The sequence below is a fragment of the Persicitalea sp. genome (assembly GCF_041751555.1).
Taxonomy (GTDB): Bacteria; Bacteroidota; Bacteroidia; order Cytophagales; family Spirosomataceae; genus Persicitalea.
The window spans coordinates 1-22,712 of the sequence record NZ_JBGSXF010000300.1 but is presented as its reverse complement, the minus strand read 5'-3'; the positions used below and the strand labels follow the sequence as shown (position 1 = coordinate 22,712).

17 protein-coding genes are annotated in these 22,712 nt (G+C 49.4%); 4 read left to right on the top strand and 13 right to left on the bottom strand.

Features of this window, described 5'->3' with window-relative positions:
- Window positions 1-3: 3 nt before the first annotated feature.
- From ACEW8P_RS10585 to ACEW8P_RS10565, 5 genes are all read right to left on the bottom strand, one after another.
- Complete coding sequence (locus tag ACEW8P_RS10585) at window positions 4-1,260, bottom strand: tetratricopeptide repeat protein (protein WP_373513052.1); 1,257 nt, start codon at window positions 1,258-1,260, stop codon at window positions 4-6.
- Between the two features lie 71 nt (window positions 1,261-1,331).
- Complete coding sequence (locus ACEW8P_RS10580; protein WP_373513051.1) at window positions 1,332-2,219, bottom strand: class I SAM-dependent methyltransferase; 888 nt, start codon at window positions 2,217-2,219, stop codon at window positions 1,332-1,334.
- A gap of 2 nt (window positions 2,220-2,221) precedes the next feature.
- Window positions 2,222-3,811, bottom strand: a complete 1,590-nt coding sequence (locus ACEW8P_RS10575; protein ID WP_373513050.1) for a hypothetical protein — start codon at window positions 3,809-3,811, stop codon at window positions 2,222-2,224.
- Window positions 3,804-4,211: an EVE domain-containing protein gene (locus ACEW8P_RS10570; protein WP_373513049.1), complete on the bottom strand. Its 408-nt coding sequence runs from the start codon at window positions 4,209-4,211 to the stop codon at window positions 3,804-3,806. Before ACEW8P_RS10570 ends, ACEW8P_RS10575 begins: the two co-directional genes overlap by 8 nt.
- 45 nt (window positions 4,212-4,256) lie before the next feature.
- Window positions 4,257-4,688 (bottom strand): DUF2452 domain-containing protein, encoded by a 432-nt coding sequence (locus tag ACEW8P_RS10565; RefSeq protein WP_373513048.1) that lies wholly within the window; start codon window positions 4,686-4,688, stop codon window positions 4,257-4,259.
- Window positions 4,689-4,770: 82 nt separating this feature from the next.
- Here ACEW8P_RS10565 and ACEW8P_RS10560 point away from each other — a divergent pair, with 82 nt between their 5' ends.
- Window positions 4,771-5,847, top strand: coding sequence for an AMP-binding protein (locus ACEW8P_RS10560; RefSeq protein WP_373513047.1), 1,077 nt, complete (start codon window positions 4,771-4,773; stop codon window positions 5,845-5,847).
- Window positions 5,840-6,625, top strand: a complete 786-nt coding sequence (locus ACEW8P_RS10555) for a hypothetical protein (protein ID WP_373513046.1) — start codon at window positions 5,840-5,842, stop codon at window positions 6,623-6,625. Before ACEW8P_RS10560 ends, ACEW8P_RS10555 begins: the two co-directional genes overlap by 8 nt.
- Here the strand turns inward: ACEW8P_RS10555 and ACEW8P_RS10550 are convergent.
- The 5 genes from ACEW8P_RS10550 to topA form a co-directional block, all read right to left on the bottom strand.
- Entirely contained in the window at window positions 6,602-7,609 is a 1,008-nt protein-coding gene (locus tag ACEW8P_RS10550) for a helix-turn-helix domain-containing protein (protein WP_373513045.1), read from the bottom strand. The genes ACEW8P_RS10555 and ACEW8P_RS10550 overlap by 24 nt on opposite strands.
- Window positions 7,610-7,717: 108 nt before the next feature.
- The gene (locus tag ACEW8P_RS10545) at window positions 7,718-8,599 is read right to left on the bottom strand and encodes a bifunctional 5,10-methylenetetrahydrofolate dehydrogenase/5,10-methenyltetrahydrofolate cyclohydrolase (RefSeq protein ID WP_373513044.1); all 882 of its coding nucleotides are present in this window, start codon (window positions 8,597-8,599) and stop codon (window positions 7,718-7,720) included.
- Between the two features lie 61 nt (window positions 8,600-8,660).
- Window positions 8,661-9,515: an aldo/keto reductase gene (locus ACEW8P_RS10540; RefSeq protein WP_373513043.1), complete on the bottom strand. Its 855-nt coding sequence runs from the start codon at window positions 9,513-9,515 to the stop codon at window positions 8,661-8,663.
- Window positions 9,516-9,520: 5 nt separating this feature from the next.
- Window positions 9,521-10,210: an NAD-dependent deacylase gene (locus ACEW8P_RS10535; protein ID WP_373513042.1), complete on the bottom strand. Its 690-nt coding sequence runs from the start codon at window positions 10,208-10,210 to the stop codon at window positions 9,521-9,523.
- Entirely contained in the window at window positions 10,210-12,567 is a 2,358-nt protein-coding gene (gene topA, locus ACEW8P_RS10530) for a type I DNA topoisomerase (RefSeq protein WP_373513041.1), read from the bottom strand. The genes ACEW8P_RS10535 and topA overlap by 1 nt, the downstream gene beginning before the upstream one ends.
- A gap of 314 nt (window positions 12,568-12,881) precedes the next feature.
- Here topA and ACEW8P_RS10525 point away from each other — a divergent pair, with 314 nt between their 5' ends.
- Together ACEW8P_RS10525 and ACEW8P_RS10520 are read left to right on the top strand one after the other, a co-directional pair.
- Window positions 12,882-15,149, top strand: coding sequence for an aconitate hydratase (locus ACEW8P_RS10525; RefSeq protein WP_373513040.1), 2,268 nt, complete (start codon window positions 12,882-12,884; stop codon window positions 15,147-15,149).
- A gap of 184 nt (window positions 15,150-15,333) precedes the next feature.
- On the top strand, window positions 15,334-17,379 hold the full coding sequence (locus tag ACEW8P_RS10520; protein ID WP_373513039.1) for a TonB-dependent receptor: 2,046 nt from the start codon (window positions 15,334-15,336) through the stop codon (window positions 17,377-17,379).
- Between the two features lie 66 nt (window positions 17,380-17,445).
- On the opposite strand, the gene ACEW8P_RS10515 is transcribed toward ACEW8P_RS10520, so the two are convergent.
- From ACEW8P_RS10515 to ACEW8P_RS10505, 3 genes are all read right to left on the bottom strand, one after another.
- Window positions 17,446-18,618, bottom strand: a complete 1,173-nt coding sequence (locus ACEW8P_RS10515) for an NRAMP family divalent metal transporter (protein WP_373513038.1) — start codon at window positions 18,616-18,618, stop codon at window positions 17,446-17,448.
- 136 nt (window positions 18,619-18,754) lie between these two features.
- A complete protein-coding gene (locus ACEW8P_RS10510) occupies window positions 18,755-20,458 on the bottom strand; it encodes an ATP-binding protein (RefSeq protein ID WP_373513037.1) in 1,704 nt (567 codons plus the stop codon).
- Window positions 20,459-20,570: 112 nt separating this feature from the next.
- Window positions 20,571-22,712: hydantoinase B/oxoprolinase family protein (locus ACEW8P_RS10505; RefSeq protein ID WP_373513036.1), on the bottom strand; the 2,142-nt coding region annotated here is incomplete at its 5' end.

Genomic DNA, 22,712 nt, shown 5'->3' with positions numbered 1-22,712 from the left:
TCCTTACTTGATTTTGATCTGCATAGCCGAATCACGTCCCATGTCGATAGTGCGACGGGGTTGCAGGATTTTGATCTTAACCCGCAGGCTGTCTAGCGTTCGTGGAACGACGACGGGAGCGCGTGGTACAACTGTTTCTTTTTTGGAGGCAAAGATTCCGGCTGGATCATACTGCCTCTGCTTGCGATACTGGATACGAGCCAGAGCCGAGTTGGCGACTTCGTCGTCAGGGTTGAGCGCAGTTTCGGCAGTGTAAAACTCAGCAGCCCGTTCGTCGTTCCCTAATTTTTCTAGGCAATACCCAGCCAGATAGTTAGCCTGAGGGTAGCGGGGCCGGAATTGTAACGCTTTTTCAAAAGCAGCTAAGGCACCCGTGTAAACCTTCCATTTGACATAAATAATTCCAATTCGGTAGTGAGCCTGAGCCAAAGTGGAGTCAATATTGATAGCCTTATTGTAAGCATAGACCGCACTATCCAGTTTATTGTTTCTTTGGTAAATATCTCCCCGCTCAAATTGAAGTTCAGCCTTTTTTGGAAAACGATCAATAGCTAAGCCGTTGTAACGAAGTGCCTCACCTTTATTTCCTAGGTCAGTATATACCGAGCTGATTTGCCGATAGGCTCGCAACATGCGTGGATTAAGGGTAAGAGCGTACTTTAAATTTTCCAAACCCGTCAGACTGTCTGACATTTTGCTCTGCAGCATTCCCTTTACAAAATAGGCATCGCCTTCATAGGGCGCCATATTCAGAGCAGTGACAAGGTAGTTTTGGGCTTCGCGGTACTGCTTTTTTTCCTGATTGAGATCGGCCAACAATACATACAATTCAGGCAAATCCTGCTGCAACACTTCAGCACGTTGAGCGTCTTCCAGGGCGAGATCAATTTTGTTCAACTCGTGTCGAACCTTGGCGCGTAGCAGATAGTACTCGCCAACATTATCTTTCAGGTCAATGGCCGCGTTGACATCCGATTCTGCCAAAATGAATTCTTCCTGTTTCAGATATATTCTGGCTCTTTTGTAAAGATTGTTGTCCAAATCAATTTTTCGATCAATCAAATCTCCCAATGCCACCAAAGCGTCTTCCTGCCATGTATCTCCAATAATGCTGACGGGGGTAGGTGGAATCCGCGTGGTGTTACGGGCGTCGCTCTGGCAGGACCAGTAGCCCAACGAGAACAATACCAACCATAGTCCGACGGAAAACCTGTAATGTGACCTAAGTGGCATTTGGAAAGCAAACCTGATTCGTTTCAAAGGGCAAAATTCGGCATTCTTTTACAAAATGCCATTGTCCATCACCGTTAAATCAAGGTTTAGAACCTTTTTCAAGTAGAAATATCCGAAAACCGGGCAAATACGCCCAGTGGAAGTTTCTTACGAAATGAATCTTGCAGAAAGAGCTCTCCCGACTCGTAGCCAGTAGTCTGACCGAAATGACTATTAATCAGGTTGTCGAGAATAAGTGACGAAAAGCCAAGCGAATACAAGTTGATGATAAAGAAGTGGTTTTCTTTAGCCAGAAGTTCCGCGCAAAGACCAATCAGTTCGTTGATCTGCTCCTCGAGCAGCCACTTTTCGCCGTTGGGGCCACGGCCGTAAGCAGGCGGGTCGAGAATGAGTCCATTATATTTCTTGCCGCGCCTCACTTCGCGCTTCACGAACTTCATCGCGTCCTCAACTACCCAACGAATGTTGTCGAGGCTGCTCAGTTCCATATTTTCCCTCGACCAATTGATGACGGGTTTTACGGCATCCACGTGCGTTACGTCGGCCTCATGCGCTTTGGCAGCCAGCGAGGCCACGCCCGTATAGGCAAAAAGATTCAGGACGGTAGGCTTTTCTACGGGCATGACACTCAGTTTATGGGCAATATAGTCCCAGTTTACCGCTTGTTCCGGAAAAATGCCAACATGCTTGAAAGAGGAGAGCGTGAGTTTTGCCCGTAAATCTAGTAACGGTGTTGCGTAAACCATATTCCAGCGTTCGGGCATACGGGTTTTGAGCTGCCATTGGCCCTTCTCCTGCGAGTTTTTGTCGCGGGAAAATACCGCGTCAGCTCGGGCATTCCATTGGACGTCGCTCAGCGATTTGTCCCAAACCGCTTGCGGTTCAGGACGAATGAGCGTGTAAGCCCCAAAGCGCTCTAGTTTTTCGAAGCCACCCGAGTCTATCAGTTCGTAATCGGTATGTTGGGTAGGGGTGAGGAGGAGCAAACTCAGAATGTTATTTTATTCAGATAAAAGACATCGCGGCGTCCCCGGCTCTGCACATCCCCGGCGGGGTTAACTATGCGCTGAATGCCCCAAGCAAGGTAGTGGTTGTCGTACCAAAAATCTATGTCGTCGGTAGAGGTCTTGCGAACCTTATCGCCTTCCAGTCCGGTAGGTAACTCTACACTTTTACCGCTGTCAACTACTTGTTTCCCTTTGATAATTTTGCTGGTGATCGCGCCGTTCTTACTGTATACTAGTTGTGTGCGACCTTCTTCGGATACCATAACGTTGATTTTCTCCTTTAGCTCCATACTCTTCACGTTATCGAAACTGATGCTGTTGTCCCAGAGTAGTTTTCCGTCTTTATCGAAGTCGGCCACGATAGCATGAGTATAGACGAAGCCGTCGAAAATCTGATTATTGTAGCCGCCCCGCGACCCGTAGTAGGGATTCCACAGGTACGGATTGTACAATCCCCGGCCAAACGGAGAACCGAACATGAACGGGTTGCCCATAAATGAATTCATCCCCATGATATTGTTGTTGTTGCTACGGTATTCGGGATAAAAAACCTCAGAAACCATCACGTATTGATCCCCTTTGGGTATGATATCATGGACGAGCAAACGGTAGTTCAGTTTCAAATCGGCGCCTGAATCTTTCTTTCTTTTTATACGACGTTCCATTTTTTCCTGTTGCCGTTCGTTCATGAAGGAAAAGAAATTGGCGAAATCCGTAAAACTATGGTAACGCGTGTACTGAACCTCGTCAAAAAGGATTTTACTGATGAACATACCCTGCGAAGCTGCGCTATTAGAATTCTGCATATTTCGATACCCGTACGTGCCTATCATGAGCTTTACCGAGTCATTCAGGATTTGCAGCTTTCCGTTCAAAAATGAATAGTCATCTTCTGGCTCCACCATCACCTGCCCATACAATTGCCCCAAGGCATCATAGGTATGGGCCACAATCTTGACTTCCTTGCGACTCTTGACCGCAAAACTAACGTTGACCAACTGATGCACCGTGTCGACTTCAATCGACTGAATGGCATTGGAACCTCGAATGGCGGAGGGTAGAATTTTGGTTTGCTGCGATTGTAAATTAGTATGGATCAATACGGGCTCGTTGCGAACCGTCCCGGCCATAAACAGGGCGTAACCTAACGACTTAAAATCGGTAATTTCGAAGCGATCCAGCGTGTTGATCGTAAAAGTCTCGACGAAGCCCGGACCAATGTTCACTTTAACGATCTGGTAAATCGGACTGTGGTATCGACTGAAAAGTAAGAAGACTGAGCCACCATCGTAGGTAGAGGCCACATAGTCAAGATTGTTCTCAATGTTTCCATCGATGGACCACCGCCGTTCCAGGTCGGTGTCGAAAAGCTGTACGTTGTAGGCATTACGACCCGATTGAGAGATGAGCAAAACGCCTCGTCCGCCAAGTGGCACGGTCTGGTAGGTTTCGCTTTTGTCGGGAATAGGAAGCTCGACCCTTTTTGTTTCCTGGGCCGATACGGAGTGGAAAATGAAGGCGAACCACGATAAGAACAGAGCGGTGCGCAAACGTAATAGGCGCTTAGTCATGGGCTAATCCTACGATAATATCAAATTCTTCAGCGCGGATGGGAAGGACAGAGAGGCGTGATTGCCGAACCAGCGATATATTTTGCAGGCGGTCGTCGGCTTTGATCTGTGCCAAAGTAACAGCCTTGGGAAAAAGTTCGATCGGTACAAGATCTACAACTACCCACCGCTCGTCTTCAGTGGTTGGGTCTTGGTAATGTTCCTTCACGATTTTAGCCAGACCTACAATCTCCTTGCCTTTGTTACTGTGGTAGAAAAGCACGAGATCATCCAATTTCATGGCCTGCAAGTTGTTCCTGGCCTGGTAGTTCCTGACGCCGTCCCATACACCGCGCTTTTCTTGAACGAAGTCGTCCCACGAATATTTGAAGGGTTCGGATTTGACGATCCAGTAGTTCATTATCAAATTTTAAACATTATAAATTGGAAGAATAACTCACGGCTTTCAAATAGCTTCAATCTCCCAGGTATGATCGGCCAACATATTGACCTTAGCAATAAAAGCTTTGAACGGTTTCTTGCGTCCCCATTCCTGGGGACCAACAAGCGAGAGGGCATCACCGCCATCCGCTTTTTCGTAAAGGTAATAGGTGTTACCAATTAAAGGCTCGAAGCTCATCTGAGCCGAATAAATTCTTTCCGATACCTCCACACGTTGGCCAATGTGCTTGGCTTGTTCGGCCAAAAGCTGCATCTGCTTGTACAATTGGGCCAGTTGAATATCCGTCTGCTGGCGCATGGCCACCAGGCTCCGGCTCTTCACCTTACCCATGTCGTCGGGCCGGATTATTGCTCCGCCCACCGTGTGGGCATATTCCATTAATCCAGGATTCCGGGCTATCTTTTCGTCTCCCGTTTGTTGTGGTGTGTTGTTCATAGCTCTGCTTAACGGCCAAAAATACGCATTGTTTATGCTGAGTTAAAACCAATTTCCGAACTTAGGGTTTTAAATCGTCGCCATGAATAGCTGGACAAGCCACCGAGACAAGATTTTGCAGGAAGAAATTCCGAGCGATCCCTACTTCAAGTCGATCTATGATTTTGCCATAGCGTGGTTAAGTGGAAGAAAAACTTTCACGATCACAACGTCCGGCTCGACGGGTACCCCAAAGGAAATTGTCCTTAGCCGTACACAGATGATCGCTTCCGCTCGCCTGACCGGGCAAGTCTTGAATCTACTCGAAGGAACTTACGCCCTGGTCTGCCTCAACGTGAACTACATCGCGGGCATGATGATGCTAGTCAGGGGATTGGAACTTGGATGGCTGATTACTACAGTGAAGCCGGGTAGCAATCCTTTACTGGATGTACCAGAAGAGGCGTCCTTTGATTTCGTAGCGCTTGTACCTATGCAGATGTCGGCCATATTGCAAGATGCACAAACCCACGGCAGGGTAGGGGTCTTTGGAAAAATACTGCTTGGGGGCGCAGCCGTTTCCGAGGTACTCCTTCAAGAAATTCAGGCATTGGGTGTTCCTGTGTATCAAAGTTATGGAATGACGGAAACTGTCTCACACGTAGCGTTGCGACGATTAAACGGCGATGAGTCGCAAGAAGATTATCAGGTAATGCCAGGCATTGAATTTGGTGTCGACGAAAGAAGCTGCCTCTACATTTGCGGGGCAGTAACTGATAATAGGATCATTCAGACCAACGACCTGGTCGAAATTACTTCCTCGAACTCATTCCGTTGGTTAGGACGCGCCGATTCGGTTATAAATTCGGGCGGTGTCAAGATTTCGTTAGACAAGTTGGATCAAATGGTTGGAAAGATTTTGCAGGAAATGAACGCAACTACCGACTATTTTTCTTGGCACGAACCGGACGAAAAGCTTGGTCAGAAGTTAGTGCTTTTTCTGGAAGAGAAAGCTGCTTTTTTGAATACGGAAATACTTTTATCAAAAATCTCTGACCGAGTGAAACGCTACGAAATCCCGAAAGCTATTTACTTTGCAGAACAGTTTAAAAGAACACCTACCGCTAAAATCGACAAAAAAGCAACCGCTCAGAACTACTTAAAAACTCCCAATGACTAAACTTCCCGCAGATTGGAAAATGTTGATTATCAAATTTCAGACTTCCGAAATTACGCCACCGCCGTACGCTTATTTCTTCACTCTGACGCTAACCAAAGCAGACGAAGGATTACTGGCTGATTTCGATCATCAATACCTCGATCGTGATGAATTGGAAGAGGAAGCGATTCTGGAAGAAGGATTTGAGTTGAATAGCGATTATGCCTGGAAGGGTGAGCTGTCGGCGGTTTGGCAGAAGGAATTGGATAAGCTGCTGTCAAAAACCTCTTACAGACCTGAACGCAAGACCAATGATACAGAGGATTATATCGAATTGGTATTTCCGAATAAAAATAGCGGAGATGAACGTTATTTCCCGACCAATATCGCTGACTTTGAGTATTTCCTGCAAGAAATCATGCAGGCCATTTACGAAGTTTCGGAAAAGGAGCAGCCCTTCAAGCTAGACTACCGAAATATCGACCGCTTGGGCGAGTCTAAAATAAATTGTCGAGCCGCGTTTGCCGAGCGCATTTTCTCGGTGCAGCAAAACGACGAGCCACCGAAAATACTGGGCTGGAAGTGGACTCAAGAAGTAATGGGAACTGTTTTTATGGCCGATTTTGTCACGGAAGAAGCCACCCGGGAAGTACCAAAATTTAGTGGAAAGTACCTAAGCTTGGGTGATGGTCTTTGGTACGAGTTTGGCGAAACGCTCGTCGAACCGGCGCCCGATAGTGAAGTGCTACCCCGAATTAAGAAACTACTAGATCAGCTAGGAGAGGAAGCCGCCCGATGAAGTGTCGCGGTTTAGTTCATCGCGAAGGTTTCCGAGAATTTTTTTGAGGTTCTCGTGCGAAGGCTTTGACGCTGGCATCGTTTGACTGACAAAAGATTTTACCTCCCAAACTTCCAGTACATCACGTATTGGAAGTTCCAGATCGCTGCGCTTTGGGTCATCCGAACGGAGCAGAAGAATTCCTTTGGCCTTCACTTGATTATAAACCTTTCGGCTGATAACACCGGTATTTTTTATCAGTAATGCGTAGTGCGTTCCGTCCTTTATTTCGTACCAATTGCGTACGAAACTACCAACCAGCAAAGCACCTGGAAAGCTAAAATCTTCACTTGCTTCAAAGGCGCGGTAGTGACCCGAAGGTAGGTTGGGGAGTTGGAAAACGGGCAATCGATTCAGAAAAGCCGTGTCTTGGTAGTTGGCAAGGTATTCGTTCGCCTGACCACGTTTCACCCATTGAATGGTTTGTTGTGGTGCTTTTACCTCTATCGGCGGAGCAGATTTAGTTGCTCCATTTTCCTCGTAGTGGTTGTTGAAAGTCAAAGGCGCGTTTGCCGTAAACGGAGTTATTGGGGTGGCCGAACGCTCAAATTTCTCAGGTCTTACGGGTTTGAGGGCTACTTGCTTAGCCACCATACGTAACGCCGGCTTAGGCGGCTGAAATTTATTTACGATAGCCGAAAGTGGCTGCGGAGCGGAGGGGGCATCATCCTTAATTAGCGGTGCCATCGGCTTAAAGGCCGGGTTGAAGGGAATGCCCAAATCAGGCGTCTCTCGTAACCGCCTGAGATCATTTTTAAGCAAATGATCGACCGACACGCCAAATGCGGTGGCCATATTTTTCAGGTTGGTAAGGTTGGGATTGGCGCGGGCTTCTTCATAAGCACCAAGTAGAGAGCGCTTTATGCCGATTTTTCGGGAGAACTGTTCCTGGGTCAAGCCATTCAGCCGACGCAGGTACTTGATGTTATTGCTGACTAAAGACATGCTGATTTAGAACCAATTACCAACTAATTGACAAAATTATTAGTAAAAGCAGAAAGTACTCGAAGTCTAACGAATCATCAGCAGTTTTTGGTTTTTTATGTAAAGCAACTACTGGTAAATCTCCTTCCGAGCTGCTTTTAAAGTATTCGTTAGCAATCCACAAATTGTCATGAGTCCCACTCCACCCGGAACGGGAGTGATGTGGCTACTTTTTGGAGCAACTTCGTCGAACATCACGTCTCCTTTTAAAGCGAAACCGCTCTTTTTTGAATCGTCAGCCACGCGAGTAATGCCTACGTCGATCACGACGGTACCTTCTTTCACGTAATCTGCAGTTACGAATTCGGGACGGCCCAGCGCGACTACCAAAATATCTGCCGTTTGGCAAATCTCCTTCAAGTTCTGCGTTCGGCTATGGCAAATCGTTACCGTGCAGTTGCCGGGGTAGGTATTGCGCTGCATCAGAATCGCCATGGGAAGGCCGACGATTTGGCTGCGACCGATGACCACGCAATGCTTGCCCGTCGTTTCGATTTTGGCGCGTTCCAACATTTCCAGAATCCCAAAGGGCGTCGCTGAGAGATACGCGGGTAGTCCTTTACACATCCGTCCGACATTAATGGGGTGAAACCCATCCACATCTTTAGCGGGGTCGATGGCTTCCATAATTGTGTTTTCGGAAATGTGTTTCGGCAAAGGCAATTGCACAATAAAGCCGTCCACATCAGTATTTTCGTTAAGTTTACTAACTTCTTTCAATAAATCCGCCTCGCTGGTACTTTCCGCCAAGCGCACAAATGTGGAAGTAAACCCGACTTGCTCACAACTCCTGATTTTGGAAGCCACGTAAGTTTCGCTTGCGCCGTCGTTGCCCACCAATATCGCAGCCAGATGCGGTTTCTTACCGCCCTGAGCCATCCAGGCATCTACTTCTTCTTTTATCTCAGCCTTAATAATATTGGAAAGAGCCTTCCCGTCGAGGAGTTGCATTTATGGAGTGATGAATGATGAGTAGTGAGGAAAAGAGTACTAACTTTTTCTTATGACTAAATCAATACTCGCTCGGATCATTCGCTACGCGAACACCCGCATCAAGTTTGTTGAGTTGATCCATTTCGGCGGGGGATATCACAAAATCCCAGACGTCGAAATTCGCCTTGATGCGCTCCTGATTTGTCGACTTGGGTATCGTAACGATGCCGTGCTGCAATGCCCAGCGAATGAGAACTTGATAAGTAGATTTGCCATGATTGTTGGCTACAGCGACCAGCGTAGGATTGTTTTCATGTTTCCCTCTAACCAAAGGCGCATATCCTTCGGGTCGAATGGCCTTTTCATCACAATAGTTTAACAGATCAGGTAGATAGAGAAAAGGACTTTGCTCAAACTGATTGACCGCCGGAATGACAGAGGCGTAGCCAAAAAGCTCTTCCAGATGTGATTGGTAATAATTGGATACCCCGATGGCGCGCACGCGCTTTTCAACATATAATTTCTCCAATGCCAGCCAAGTTTCTTTCCGCGTCTTGCTGACGGGCCAATGTACTAGATACAGGTCGAGGTAATCGGTCTGAAGACGTTCCGAACTACGATCGAAGGCACGTAAAGTACTATCAAATCCCTGCTCGTCGTCCCAAACTTTGGAAGTGATAAATAGTTCCCCCCGCTTTATTCCGCTGTCGATGATTCCCTGTCCTACTTCTTCCTCATTCTTATACACACTAGCTGTGTCGATCAGACGATAGCCCGTCTCGATAGCCCATTCTACGGCTTGGCGCACTTCATTCTTCTCACCAGGAGCGTAAATACCTAACCCCAAAATAGGCATCTCAATGCCATTGTTTAAGATAACCTTTTCATTCTTATCCATCTGAAAAACTCCTGAACTCATAGACTCAAAACTCATATTCCCTAGACTTCTTTTACCAACTTGTCAAACAGCTTCACAGCGCCAACCGTCGCTTTCTCCTTAATGAAAGTCATGTTTTTACTCAGATTAATATCCGGCTGAACGGGGTCAATTAAGTAGATCGGGACGTCCTTATCCACGTAATACACCAAACCCGCTGCCGGGTAAACGGCCAGTGATGTGCCGATAACCACAAAAATATCAGCTTCCTCAGTGATTTGCGTCGCCACGGTCATCATGGGTACTTGTTCGCCGAACCAGACGATGTGGGGGCGGAGTTGACTGCCTTCGGCGCAGAAATCACCCGTTTTGAGCTCCCAACCTTCAATATCGTACACCAATTTAGGATTGCAGCTGCTACGTGACTTAAACAGTTCGCCGTGCAGATGCACTACCTTTCTCGATCCCGCCCGCTCGTGGAGGTGGTCGATGTTTTGGGTGATAATAGTTACGTCAAAGTAGTCTTCCAACTCAGCCAAAATGCGGTGCGCTCGATTGGGCTCCACGTCCATTGCCTGTTTACGACGTTCGTTGTAAAATTTCAGCACCAACTCAGGATCGCGCCGCCAGGCTGCGGGTGTGGCGACATCCTCCACCCGGTGCTCTTCCCACAAGCCACCGCTGTCCCGGAACGTCTTAATTCCGCTCTCGGCACTAATGCCCGCTCCTGAGAGAACGACTAGCTTTTTCATTAGGCTTTCTTAGCTTTCTTCGCCGCTGCCTTCTTTTTGGGTGCTGCTTTCTTCCGTCCTCTTGCCGCGGGTTTATCCTCTTGACCCTCGGCCAGTTTTAGCACATCGGCATAGGTCAGTTCAGCGGGCTCCATGTCTTTTGGAATCTTGATGTTGCGTTTACCAAAAGTAATGTAAGGCCCGTAGCGACCATTGACAACCTTGGCATCGGGGTTTTCGTCGTACTCCCGAATCAGGCGATTGCTGTCTAGCTTGCGTTTGGCTTCTATGATCTCGACGAGCCGATCGGTAGTCACGGCCATCGGGTCATCAGTTTTTTCGAGCGAGTAGAATTTGCCATCATGCTTTACATACGGACCATATTTACCAATGTTGACGACCAGACCCATATCTTCAAAGAAACCAACTTCGCGGGGTAGTTTGAACAATTCCAGCGCATCTTCCAGCGTGACTGTTTCCATGAGCTGACCTTTCAACAAACTAGCGAACTTCGGCTTTTCTTCGTCCTCGGCATCCCCTATTTGTACGTAAGGTCCATAACGGCCAATACGGGCGCTAATTGGTTTGCCCGTGGAGGGGTCTTCGCCCAGTAAACGGGTTGTCAGGCTCTTATCAATTGCTTCTCCCTCGGCAATGGTAACTTTCTGGTGAAATTTCTTATAGAAACCATCGATCATATCCTGCCATTGTACCTTGCCTTCGGCAATGTTGTCAAAATCTTTCTCAACATGGGCAGTAAAGGAGAAATCGACGATGTCATCAAAATTAGCGACCAAAAAATCATTCACGATCATGCCTGCGCTTGTAGGAAAAAGCTTAGCCTTTTCGTTACCATACGTTTCGGTATTTTCCTGCTTGTTAACCTTGTCGTCTTTGAGCGTGATCTCGGTGTACTGCCGCTCTAGTCCCTGCCGATCTTCTTTTACCACGTACTCGCGGCGAATGATTGTCGAAATTGTCGGGGCGTAAGTCGAAGGCCGTCCGATTCCCATCTCTTCCAGTTTTTTGACCAGACTAGCTTCTGTATAGCGGGGCGGGTTACGGGTAAAGCGCTCAGTGGCTTTCAGGATGTCCAAATCTAGCTTTTGGTCGATGTTGAGCGGAGGCAACATCCCTTTTTGCTCCTCGTCCTCGTCATCGCTGGATTCCAGATAGACTTTGAGGAAGCCTTCAAACTTGATGACTTCGCCCTGAGCAACGAGTTGTTCAGAGGTAGTGGAAATGCCGATCGTGGCCGTCGTTCGCTCTAACTGGGCGTCGGCCATTTGCGAGGCAATGGCGCGTTTCCAAATCAACTCGTAGAGCCGCTGTTCATTGCGGTCGCGACTGCCCACCAGCGTCGAGAAATCCGTGGGCCGAATGGCTTCGTGGGCCTCTTGCGCCGACTCCGATTTTGTTTTGAAAACCCGCTCTTTATGATACTCCGCGCCGTACTCTTTATTGATCTGATCTTTGGCCTTCTGCATGGCCTCGCCGGACAGGTTCGTAGAGTCCGTCCGCATGTAGGAAATTTTCCCCGCTTCGTAAAGCCGCTGAGCGACGGTCATAGTCTGCGAAACCGAGAAACTCAACTTGCGCGAGGCTTCCTGTTGAAGCGTGGAGGTCGTAAATGGAGCTGCTGGGGTTTTCTTGGCGGGTTTGGTTTCCAGGCTCTTTATTTGAAAAATCGCCCCCACGCATTTCTTAACAAACTCTTCGGCAAGCTCCTGATTTTCAAAATTTTTGGCTAGTTCAGCGTTAAGTTCTTTGCCATTTCCCAAATCAAAAACCGCCGTAATTTTATAGCTGCTTTTAGAATTGAAAGCTTCGATTTCACGCTCGCGATCTACCACGACCCGCACCGCCACCGACTGCACGCGCCCGGCGGAAAGCGAGGATTTTCCGATGCGGATTTTTTTCCACAGAACTGGGGAAAGTTCGTATCCTACAAGACGGTCGAGAATGCGCCGCGCCTGTTGGGCGTTGACCAGGTCGATGTCGATGGTGCGTGGTTTGCTAATGGCTAATTGAAGAGCGGATTTAGTGATTTCACGAAACACAATTCGCTTAGTCGCGTCCGGCAAGCCGAGTGCTTCCTTCAGATGCCACGATATGGCTTCGCCTTCACGGTCGTCGTCCGTCGCTAACCACACTTCAGAGCCTTTGGCAAATTTCTTTAAATCATTAATTACTTTAACTTTATCACTCGAAACTTCATATACAGGCTCATAGCCGTTTTCGGTATCCACGCCCATATCCTTGGCGGGTAAGTCCCGAACGTGGCCATAGCTGGACATAACAGTAAAATCGGCACCTAAATATTTTTCTATGGTTTTGGCCTTCGCCGGCGACTCTACGATCACCAGATTTTTTGACATAGCAGGGTAGGTTGGTATTTAGTTATATGGTGTTGAATAAGTGTCAAATATAGAGGAGTTTCTCGCAAAACTTAAACCTGGCAAGAAATTGATTGGGGATAAACTGCCACCATTTGAACCCTCATTTTGGACTCTTATTTAGCAAGAATCCTGGGTGAAAGGTTCATTTCAAGCTTCATAAATCGTCGTTATGAGTATTTATGGGGCTTTTAAATTTGGTTTTTAGAAAGCAATCATTGCCACAAAATCGCCAAAAATCCGTACTTTTAAGCTTTCAAGAAAACTATCCATTAAAAAGCAGCAAAACCAACCTTATGGCATTTGACTTAGACATGATTAAGGGCGTATATGCCCGCATGGAGCAACGCATCGCCGCCGCCCGCAAAGTTGTAGGTCGTCCCCTTACTCAAGCCGAAAAAATATTATACTCCCACCTCTGGGAAGGCACCGCCACGCAGATTTATGAGCGCGGCAAAGCCTACGTGGACTTTGCCCCTGATCGCGTTGCCATGCAGGACGCCACCGCCCAGATGGCACTATTGCAGTTTATGCAGGCGGGGCGCCCGCAGGTAGCTGTGCCTTCGACCGTCCATTGCGACCACCTGATTCAGGCGGAAGTGGGGGCCGATAAGGATCTGGAAGTTGCAAAAAGCCGGAACAAAGAAGTTTATGACTTCCTCTCGTCTGTGTCTGATAAATACGGCCTGGGGTTTTGGAAGCCCGGTGCGGGCATCATTCACCAGGTAGTCTTGGAAAACTACGCCTTTCCCGGTGGGATGATGATCGGGACCGATTCGCACACACCTAACGCAGGTGGTTTGGGTATGATCGCCATTGGTGTGGGCGGTGCCGACGCCAGTGATGTGATGTCGGGCTTGGCTTGGGAACTGAAAATGCCGCGCCTGATCGGTATTAAACTGACTGGAAAACTCTCGGGCTGGACATCGGCCAAGGACGTGATTCTATGGGTAGCGGGACAGCTCACTGTGAAAGGCGGAACAGGATACGTGGTCGAGTACTTTGGCCCCGGTGCTGAAAGTTTGTCCTGCACGGGTAAAGGCACGATCTGCAACATGGGGGCCGAAATCGGTGCAACTACATCGCTGTTTACCTACGACGAAAAAATGGCCGAGTACCTGCGCTCCACGGAGCGGGCCGATATTGCTGAAGCTGCCGACGAGGTGCGCGAACACTTGCGGGCCGACGAGGAGGTATACGAAAATCCTGAAGAATATTACGATCAGGTCATCGAACTCGACCTTTCGACGTTGGAACCACACATTAATGGACCCTTTACGCCCGATTTGGCGTGGCCGCTATCGAAATTTGCGAAGGCCGTCGTTGAAAACGAGTGGCCCGAGCGGCTGGAAGTTGGCTTGATTGGTTCCTGCACTAACTCTTCCTACGAGGACATGACCCGTGCCGCCTCGGTTGCTGGTCAAGCATCCAGAAAAAACATCAAGGCAAAAGCCGAATTTACGATCACACCCGGTTCTGAAATGGTGCGCTTCACCGCAGAGCGCGATGGCATCCTGGATACTTTCGAGAAAATCGGCGGCGTGGTACTGGCTAATGCTTGCGGACCGTGCATTGGGCAGTGGGCACGGCACATGGACGACCCTTCGCGCAAAAACTCGATTATCACTTCTTTCAACCGGAATTTTGCTAAGCGCAATGACGGTAACATCAGCACCCATGCTTTCGTGGCTTCACCCGAAATCGTAACGGCCTTCGCCATTGCTGGCGATCTGAAGTTCAACCCGATGACGGACAAGTTAATGAATGAAGACGGCCAGGAGGTGATGTTGGACGAACCGCGCGGCATCGAACTACCTATCCAGGGCTTCGATGTGGAGGATGCCGGCTACCAATCACCCGCCGAAGATGGCAGTCAGGTACAGGTGAAAGTCGATCCTGAATCGGATCGTCTGCAAATACTGGAACCTTTCAAAGCCTGGCAAGGCGCCGACCTCACAGGCTTAAAGTTATTGATCAAAGCCAAAGGAAAATGTACGACCGACCACATTTCGATGGCAGGACCCTGGTTGAAGTACCGCGGGCATTTGGACAATATTTCCAACAATATGCTCATCGGCGCGATCAACTACTTCAACGACAAATCGAACACGGTTAAGAATCAATTGACGGGCGAATACGGAGAAGTACCCGCCACACAACGGATATATAAGGCCCAGGGCATTGGCACGGTGGTCGTAGGCGACGAAAACTACGGAGAAGGGTCGTCGCGTGAACATGCCGCTATGGAACCACGATTCCTGGGTGTCCGGGCGATTATCGTGAAGTCATTTGCCCGTATCCATGAAACGAACTTGAAAAAGCAGGGAATGCTCGGCCTGACTTTCGCCAACACGGCCGACTACGACAAAGTGCTGGAAGACGATACGATCGATATCCTGGGTCTGACTGAGTTTACCCCAGGCAAGCAACTCACAATCAAACTTCACCACGCCGACGGCACGTCTGAAGAATTCCCGGTAAACCACACTTACAACCAACAGCAAATCGAGTGGTTTAAAGCAGGTTCGGCCTTAAACATCATTCGGGCAACTGTGGGGGCGTAAAGCAATTTGTGGGCGTCAATAGCTAATTTTTTTAAAATTCACAATATTAAGAGACCTCGATCAATATTTCGGGGTCTCTTTTCATTAAATATTTAATTTCTAGAACGTTTGGTGAAAACTCAGTTCTTCAAATTATTAAAGCTCTTGTAAGGATTTGACTATAACTGAAACATTGGAACCAACCTTGAAAACCACTCAATACACTTTTCTCTTAGCCTGCATCATCCTTCCCTCCTTAACGACAAGGGCGCAAGACACCCTTCGCACCAACCAACTCGAAGAAATTACGGTCAACGCCTTCGAGTCGCGGCGGAATGTGTTGGAAACGACCGCCTCGGTAGGAGTCATTAGTCCGAGGACGTTGGAACGTTACTCTACCACAACTTTTACTAACGCTGTCAACTCCGTACCGGGTGTCAGGATGGAAGAGCGATCACCGGGTAGTTACCGCTTTTCGGTACGGGGTAGTTTGCTGCGATCACCGTTTGGGGTCAGGAATGTCAAATTCTACTGGAACGGGATTCCGCTGACTGATGCGAACGGTAACACACCGCTCAATTCGCTGGATTACGCCTCAGTGGGACGCATGGAAATCATTAAAGGTCCCGGCAGCAGCGTGTATGGCGCGGGAACGGGTGGCGTAGTTCTGCTATCTACGGCTGCCCGGAATGCCGAGAATAAAGTAGAGCAGGCGGTTGGTTTCGGCAGCTACGGTTTTCAAAGTCGTAACACGGAAGTCATTATTGGCGATGTATCGGTTCGCTACGGACACCAGCAACAGGACGGCTACCGCCAGCACAGTGCGATGGTACGCGATGTTTTTCAATTCAATTCAACTTCCAGGTTAAGCGACAAAGCCACGCTATCGCTGTTAGGTATATACTCCGACCTTCAATACCAAACACCGGGCGGCATTAACCTCGCCCAATACCAACGCGACCCGACTTTGGCTCGGCAACCCACGCCGACGCTGCCGGGTAGCGAAACGCAGAATGCGGGTATTTATACGAAATACTCCCTCTTCGGTGTCCAACACAAACTAAACCTGTCGGCGCATTGGGATCAATCACTCTCGCTGTATGTGACGACAAATGACTTTGCTAACCCATTCATCACCAATTATGAAAAGCGCAGTGAATTGGGGTTTGGGGGAAGGAATGTCTGGACTTTTTCCAAAAATTTCGCTAACACCAACTTCCAATGGACGAGTGGTTTCGAGTGGCAGTACGGTAAGTCGGCGCAGCGGAACTATAATAATGACAAAGGAACGCCGAGCGGTTTTCAAACCTCAGAAGATGTCCGCAGCACTGCGTTGACGGTCTTCACCCAAGCCGAAGTCAAACTTTTGCAATCGCTTACCCTGAACGCCGGAGCGAGTGTGAATGCGAACCGCTACGGCTATGAGCGGTTTTTTCCAACGCCCTTTTCCAGAGAGCAGCGCAAATTCGACAATGTGGTAAGCCCCCGAATCGCGGCTAACCAGATTTTTGGTCGAAACTGGTCGCTGACAGCATCACTAAGTTCTGGATACTCACCGCCCACTTTGCAGGAAGTGCGCCCCTCGGCGGGCGGCTTTCGCACTGATTTGCAACCTGAGCTCGGGCTCAACCGGGAGGTTTCTCTTCGCCGAGTAGGGGACAGGCTGCGGCTGGATGTGACAGCCTACCAATTCTCTCTTAAAGAAACTATTGTTCGCCGGTCAGACGAGCAGGGGGCGGAATTTTTTATCAACGCTGGACAAACCGACCAGAAAGGTATCGAGTGGAGAGTGGACTACGACCTGCTGCGAGGAGCCGGATTACTGCGGGATATTAAAATATGGAATGCTGGAACGGCTACGAACTATCATTTCAATGACTATCGACAAGGAACGAATGATCTGGGTGGCAACAGATTGCCAGGCATCCCAAGTTTTACCCAAAATACGGGACTCGACATTTTCTTGAAAGGCGGTGTTGCGGCTTATGCAACGTACCAGCACGCGGGTAAGGTTTTTCTGAACGATGCTAATACAGTGGAAGCACCTGCCTACGATCAATTGCTCCTGCGTCTGACGTGGAAAAAGAATTGGGGTAATCATTTTTATTCCGAACTGTCGGCCTCGGCTGACTTTGTTTCGGCGGAGATTTACAGCCTGGGCTACGATTTGAATGCTTTTGGGACTCGCTACTACAACGCCGCCCCCAAGCGGACGCAATGGGTTGGCGTGAAGGCGGGCTGGCGCTGGTGATGAGGTACGGACGTCCCGCCCGTTGATGAAAATAATTTTCAAAACGGGCGGGACGCCCGTACCTCATTAAAACACGGCCTTCCAAATACTATTCCCTCCCAAAACCAGCGTCACCAGAAATATCAGCAGCAAAAAAACGTTCTGAGCCAAGGAGTTGACATACCTCTCCGGCAGCAGCCCTTTGTCGTTAACGCACCTGAACAATTGCCAGGTCACGAACGGCAAAAGCAGACCATTGGCAATTTGCGCAGCCAGGATGACAGGAATCGGTTTGAATTGAGCAATTCCAAAAATAATTCCGATTCCCAGAACACTCTTCCAAACGTAAGCCGTTTGCTTCTCATCAATGGCAAGCAAAGATTTGGCCGCAATCGAAGCCGCGAAGGCAGCCGTTACCACAGAGGTGAAACCCGCCCCAAATAGTCCGATAGCATACAAAACCTCTCCGGACTTCCCCAGTCTTTGCCCCAAAACGAGCGCGGCATTTTGAAAAGAAAATTCACCTTCGATGAGCGTTCCGGCCAGCAGAATCGACATTGAGATCAAACCCCCGATCATAACGGCTAAAATAATTCCCTGCCGCATTTCGTAAATGCTCTGGCCTTGACCAATGCCTGAACCGAGAAATAAATTATAGGGAACAATGGTCGTGCCGACCAATCCGGTAATAATCAGTGCGGAGTTAACGGGAAAGTTGGGGATTACACTGTTATTCAAAATTTGAACGGGGTTTTGAAAAGCCTGGATGCTCACCAGGATAAAGGCAAAACCCAAAACGAAGACAAGTAAACCCAGAAGTCGGGTAAGCAACGAAATGCTACGAATAGCCAGCAAGAGGTACGCTCCCATCCCGATGCAGAGACTCAGCAGCCAATTGGGTACATCGGCCAATAACCTTAACCCCGCCACCGCACCCAGCAAGTTTCCCGCTTCGTAAGCCGCGCAGCCCAGAACGACACCTCCCGCAAGCATTCGGCTGATCCACATGCCACCAGTTCCGTGGCGCTGCAACATAATTTCTCCCAGACTCTTCCCCGATGCCAGCGTGACCCGTGCTGCGGTTTCCTGCAAAACAATGGTGGCAAGCGTAGAAAAAGTCAACGCCCAAAGCAGGGAGGTACCAAAACTGACCCCCGCCAGTGAGCAGGTCGTGACGGTGCCGGGACCAATGAAGGCCGCCGAAATGACCGACCAGAACAACATCCGGGAAAAGCCTTTACTAAGGGAGAGAGATTTCAAAAAGTGTTGATTTGTCGATTAACGTAATCGTTTAATAAAAGTTGATTTGTGAACTTTACATTTGACGAATGACTTCCCGTTGACCGTTGACCGTTGACCGTTGACCGTTGACCGTTGACCGTTGACCGACAGTCAACTATGTTTTCGGCAAAAACACACTGAAAGTCGACCCCTGGCCTGGTTGGCTGACGACTGAAATGGCTCCACCGTGATTGAGGGCCACTTTCTCGCAGATGGCCAGGCCGACGCCCGTGCCGGGGTAATCGCTCTTGCCGTGCAGACGCTGGAAGACCTGAAAAATGCGGTCGGTGTATTTATCATCGAAACCGATGCCTTCGTCCGTCACATCGATTCGATGATATTGATGGGCTTGTCGCGATGGCTTGGTGCCGGATGGCAGGTCGCGGGCCAACACCTCTTCGGAACGAATCGTCACGACCGGGTTCAGTAATTTTCCTTCCTCAGTTTTTTGCCTAAATTTCAACGCGTTAGACAGCAGGTTTTGGAAAAGCTGGCCCAACTGAGTAGGATCTCCCTGTATCACAGGGAGTTCGCTTAGCGTCACTTGAGCCTTTGTTTCGGCCACGGTCAGGGATAAGTTTTCCAGAACCTGGCTCAGCGTGAGGGAAAGTGGAACGGTACTGGCGGCCTGCTGGCGGGTCGAAATTCGGGAATAGGTCAGCAGATCGGTAATCAAAATTGACATCCGGCTGGCTGATGACTGCATCCGCTGCAAATAATCCAGCCCCTTGCCCAGGTTGTCGGCATGCTGCGATTTGAGCAGGTCGCCGAAAGCCTGAATCTTGCGCAGAGGTTCCTGCAAATCGTGGCTGGCGATGTAGGCGAATTTCTCCAAATTTTGGTTGGAGCGGATCAAGTCGCGGTTCATCTCATCGAGTTCCTGAGTACGCTGCTGGACGCGCTCGTCCAAATCTTCCGAAAGCTGGCGGTATCTCGACTCGCTGGCTTCGATGTGTTGGCGAGACATCACCTGTTGCGTAATCTCGTTGGCCACGACCATGATGCCAGTAATTTTTTCTTCGGCGTCATAGTAAGGTTCATAGACAAAATCAATGTACGTTTGTTCCATTTGCCCGTTTCGGAAAAGTTGAACGGGCATTTCCGGGGAGTAGAACGGGTTGCCGGTGTTGAACACTTCGGTCAGCAACTCCTCGAAACCCTGGCCGCTGGCTTCGGGCAGCGCCTCGAACAGCGGCTTATGCATCACCTGTTCGCGGGTGCGCCCCCAGAATTCCAGGACCCGCTCGTTGGCCAGTTCGATGACGAACTCGGGGCCGTCGAACAAAGCAATGGCGACGGGGGCCTGCCGAATCAGATGCTGAAAACGATTTTCGCTCGCCACCACGGCGGCCAGAAGTTTTTCTTTCTGTTGCCGCTCACGCTCCCGGCCTTCGGTCAGAGCCTGTTCCCTTTGCCGCGCTTCCATTTCCAGCGTCAGTTCCTGCGCGATACCCGCAAATCGGTAAGCTTTGCCCGATTCGTCGAAATAGCTTTGGCCAATGAAACGCGCCCAGCGGAGTTTCCCGTCTTCTACCCCGGTAGTACGGTAGGTTTCATCGTACGAACCGCCCGATTCGGCTTTCATGGCTGTTTTCACGGCTTTGTCCACCCGACTCGCATCTTCGGGATGGATGTAGTTGAGGGCTTCCTCGTAGGGCAAAGTATTGCGCTCGATCACCCCGAAGAGCTCCCGACACCGATCGTCCCAGATGACTAGATTCGTGGCCGGATCTAGTTCCCAGACGCCCAGTTGAGCGGCTTTTATCGCAAAATCGACATCCAGGCGTTTATTGAGGTTTTTGGCTGTGCTCTGGGGCATTTTTCAATCAATTTTGAATGATAGAATGTGTGAATGAGTAGTTGAGTGGATATGGGAAATTTGGAAAATAGTACTCTAGCATCGCACGGGCGACCCCATCACTCATTCAAAATTAAACAACCTCCCCGTACCCGCCGCCACCCGGCGTCTCAATGCGGAGGCGGTCGCCTTTACTGACGGCTACGCTACAGGTACCTGGGAATTTTTCGATTTTACCATTAGCCCGAAGAATGGTCTCATCGGCGGTTTGTCCACTATTGCCTCCCGCCAGTCCGTATGGAGCAAAGTAACGATGTTGGGTCAACAGCGTTATGTCCAGATTATCCAGAAATTCGATTTCGCGCACGATTCCGTCGCCGCCACGCCATTTGCCCTTTCCGCCCGAATTAGGACGAATGCCAAACTGCCGTACCCGAACGGGGTAGCGGCGTTCCAGTTCTTCGGCGTCGGTGATGCGGGTATTGGTCATGTGCTGATGCACGCCCGAGCGTCCGGCAAAACCGTTGCCCGCACCTACGCCACCGCCGATAGTTTCGTAATAGCCGAGATTAGCGTTTCCAAAAAGAAAGTTGTTCATCGTTCCCTGGCTACAAGCGGCCAATTCAAAAGCTTTCAACAAGGTATCTACCAACCGTTGGCTCACTTCGGTGTTGCCACCCACCACGGCCGGACATCGTCGGGGATCATCCTCAAATTGTGGATGTAGCAGGGAGTTTTCAGGAAGCAGAATCTTTACCTGCTTCATCAATCCGTCGTTGAGCGGAATTTCTTTGTTGACCAGCAACCGCAATACGTACAAAATTGCGCTGTGGATGATACTCAAATTGGCATTGAGATTATGCGGGTGAACATCAGAAGTACCCACGAAATCAAAAATTAACTCTTCCGACTTTACCTCCACACTCACCGAAATCCGATAGCCATCATCCAGAAACTCCGAGGCATTTATTTTTTTATCGAGATAAGGCTCCAGCGCGATTTGCAGTTGCTCCTGGGCGTTGATTTTGAGTTTATTCATATAATAATGAACCTTCTCCAAACTAAAACGCGCCACAAGTTTCAATAAATCTTCCTGTCCCTTGCGCAAAGAAGACAGCGCAGCCACGATGTCCGCCTCGTTTTCGGACCACATCCGGGTGGGGTAGGGGCCATCATTGAAAAGATGTCGAATGGTTTCCCATTGCGGTTCGCCCGCTTTGATCAGATATTGCGGCAGAATGGCGACGCCTTCCTCGTACAAGAATTTAGCGTCCGGCGGCATAGAACCGGGACGACTGCCGCCTATTTCGGCGTGGTGCGCCCGGTTGATGACGTAACCCACCAAAGTTCGATCCTCGGTGAAGACTCCGGCCAGTAAAGTCACGTCGGGCAAGTGTGAACCGCCGTATTTGGGGTGATTGGTAATGACGACATCGCCCGGCCTGATGTCGATTTTGTCCCTCACCAGCCGAGTGCACAAACCCAAACTACCCAAATGTACCGGAATGTGCGGCGCGTTGACCAGCAACTCGGCATCGGCATCCAGCAAGGCACAGGAAAAATCCAGGCGTTCTTTTACGTTAACTGAGAAGGCAGTGCGCTGCAATTGCGCCCCCATTTCCTCCGCGATGGCATAGAAGCGATTGGTGAATAGTTCCAACTCGATCTCCTCAGGTTGGGGCGCGTCAATTAGCTGATCATTTTCTTTATTGTGGGTCAAAATCAGATCTAGACTCGGCTGCATGGCAAATTCCCAATCGGGCGGCACGAAGGTTGTCGAGCTTTGCGCGGTGATGATGCATGGACCAGTAGCGATTTGCCCTGGTGCCAAGTCGGCCCAGCGATAGACCGCGTACGTTTTATCCGAGTCGAAGGGTACTTTGATCGTCCTGTCAGACTGAGCGGGAATTGGTTCCGCGGTCGCTGGTTCGGAAATTGAAAAATCGACTTTTTCCTGGACTTGCAGCCGAATACTTTCCAGCTCGATAGCTCGATTGTCCGGGACATAGCCATAAAGGGCTTTGTATTGTTCCAGGAAACTCTCGGTTGTCTTTTCGCCTTCGTAAGCTACTTCCAAAGCGGTTTCTTGCCCCGCGTAGCGCAGAAATAAGGAGCAAAAACCACGTTCGTTGTCCGTGATGCCTTCGTGCGAAAGTGCCTCCTGTAATCCAACTTCCATGTCGGCCAGCCAGTCGGAAAGGGGGATTTGGCTTTGTTGCCAGTCGGCCAAAATCTGCCGGGTGGCGATGCGACTGAGTTGGGCTTGTCCCATCCC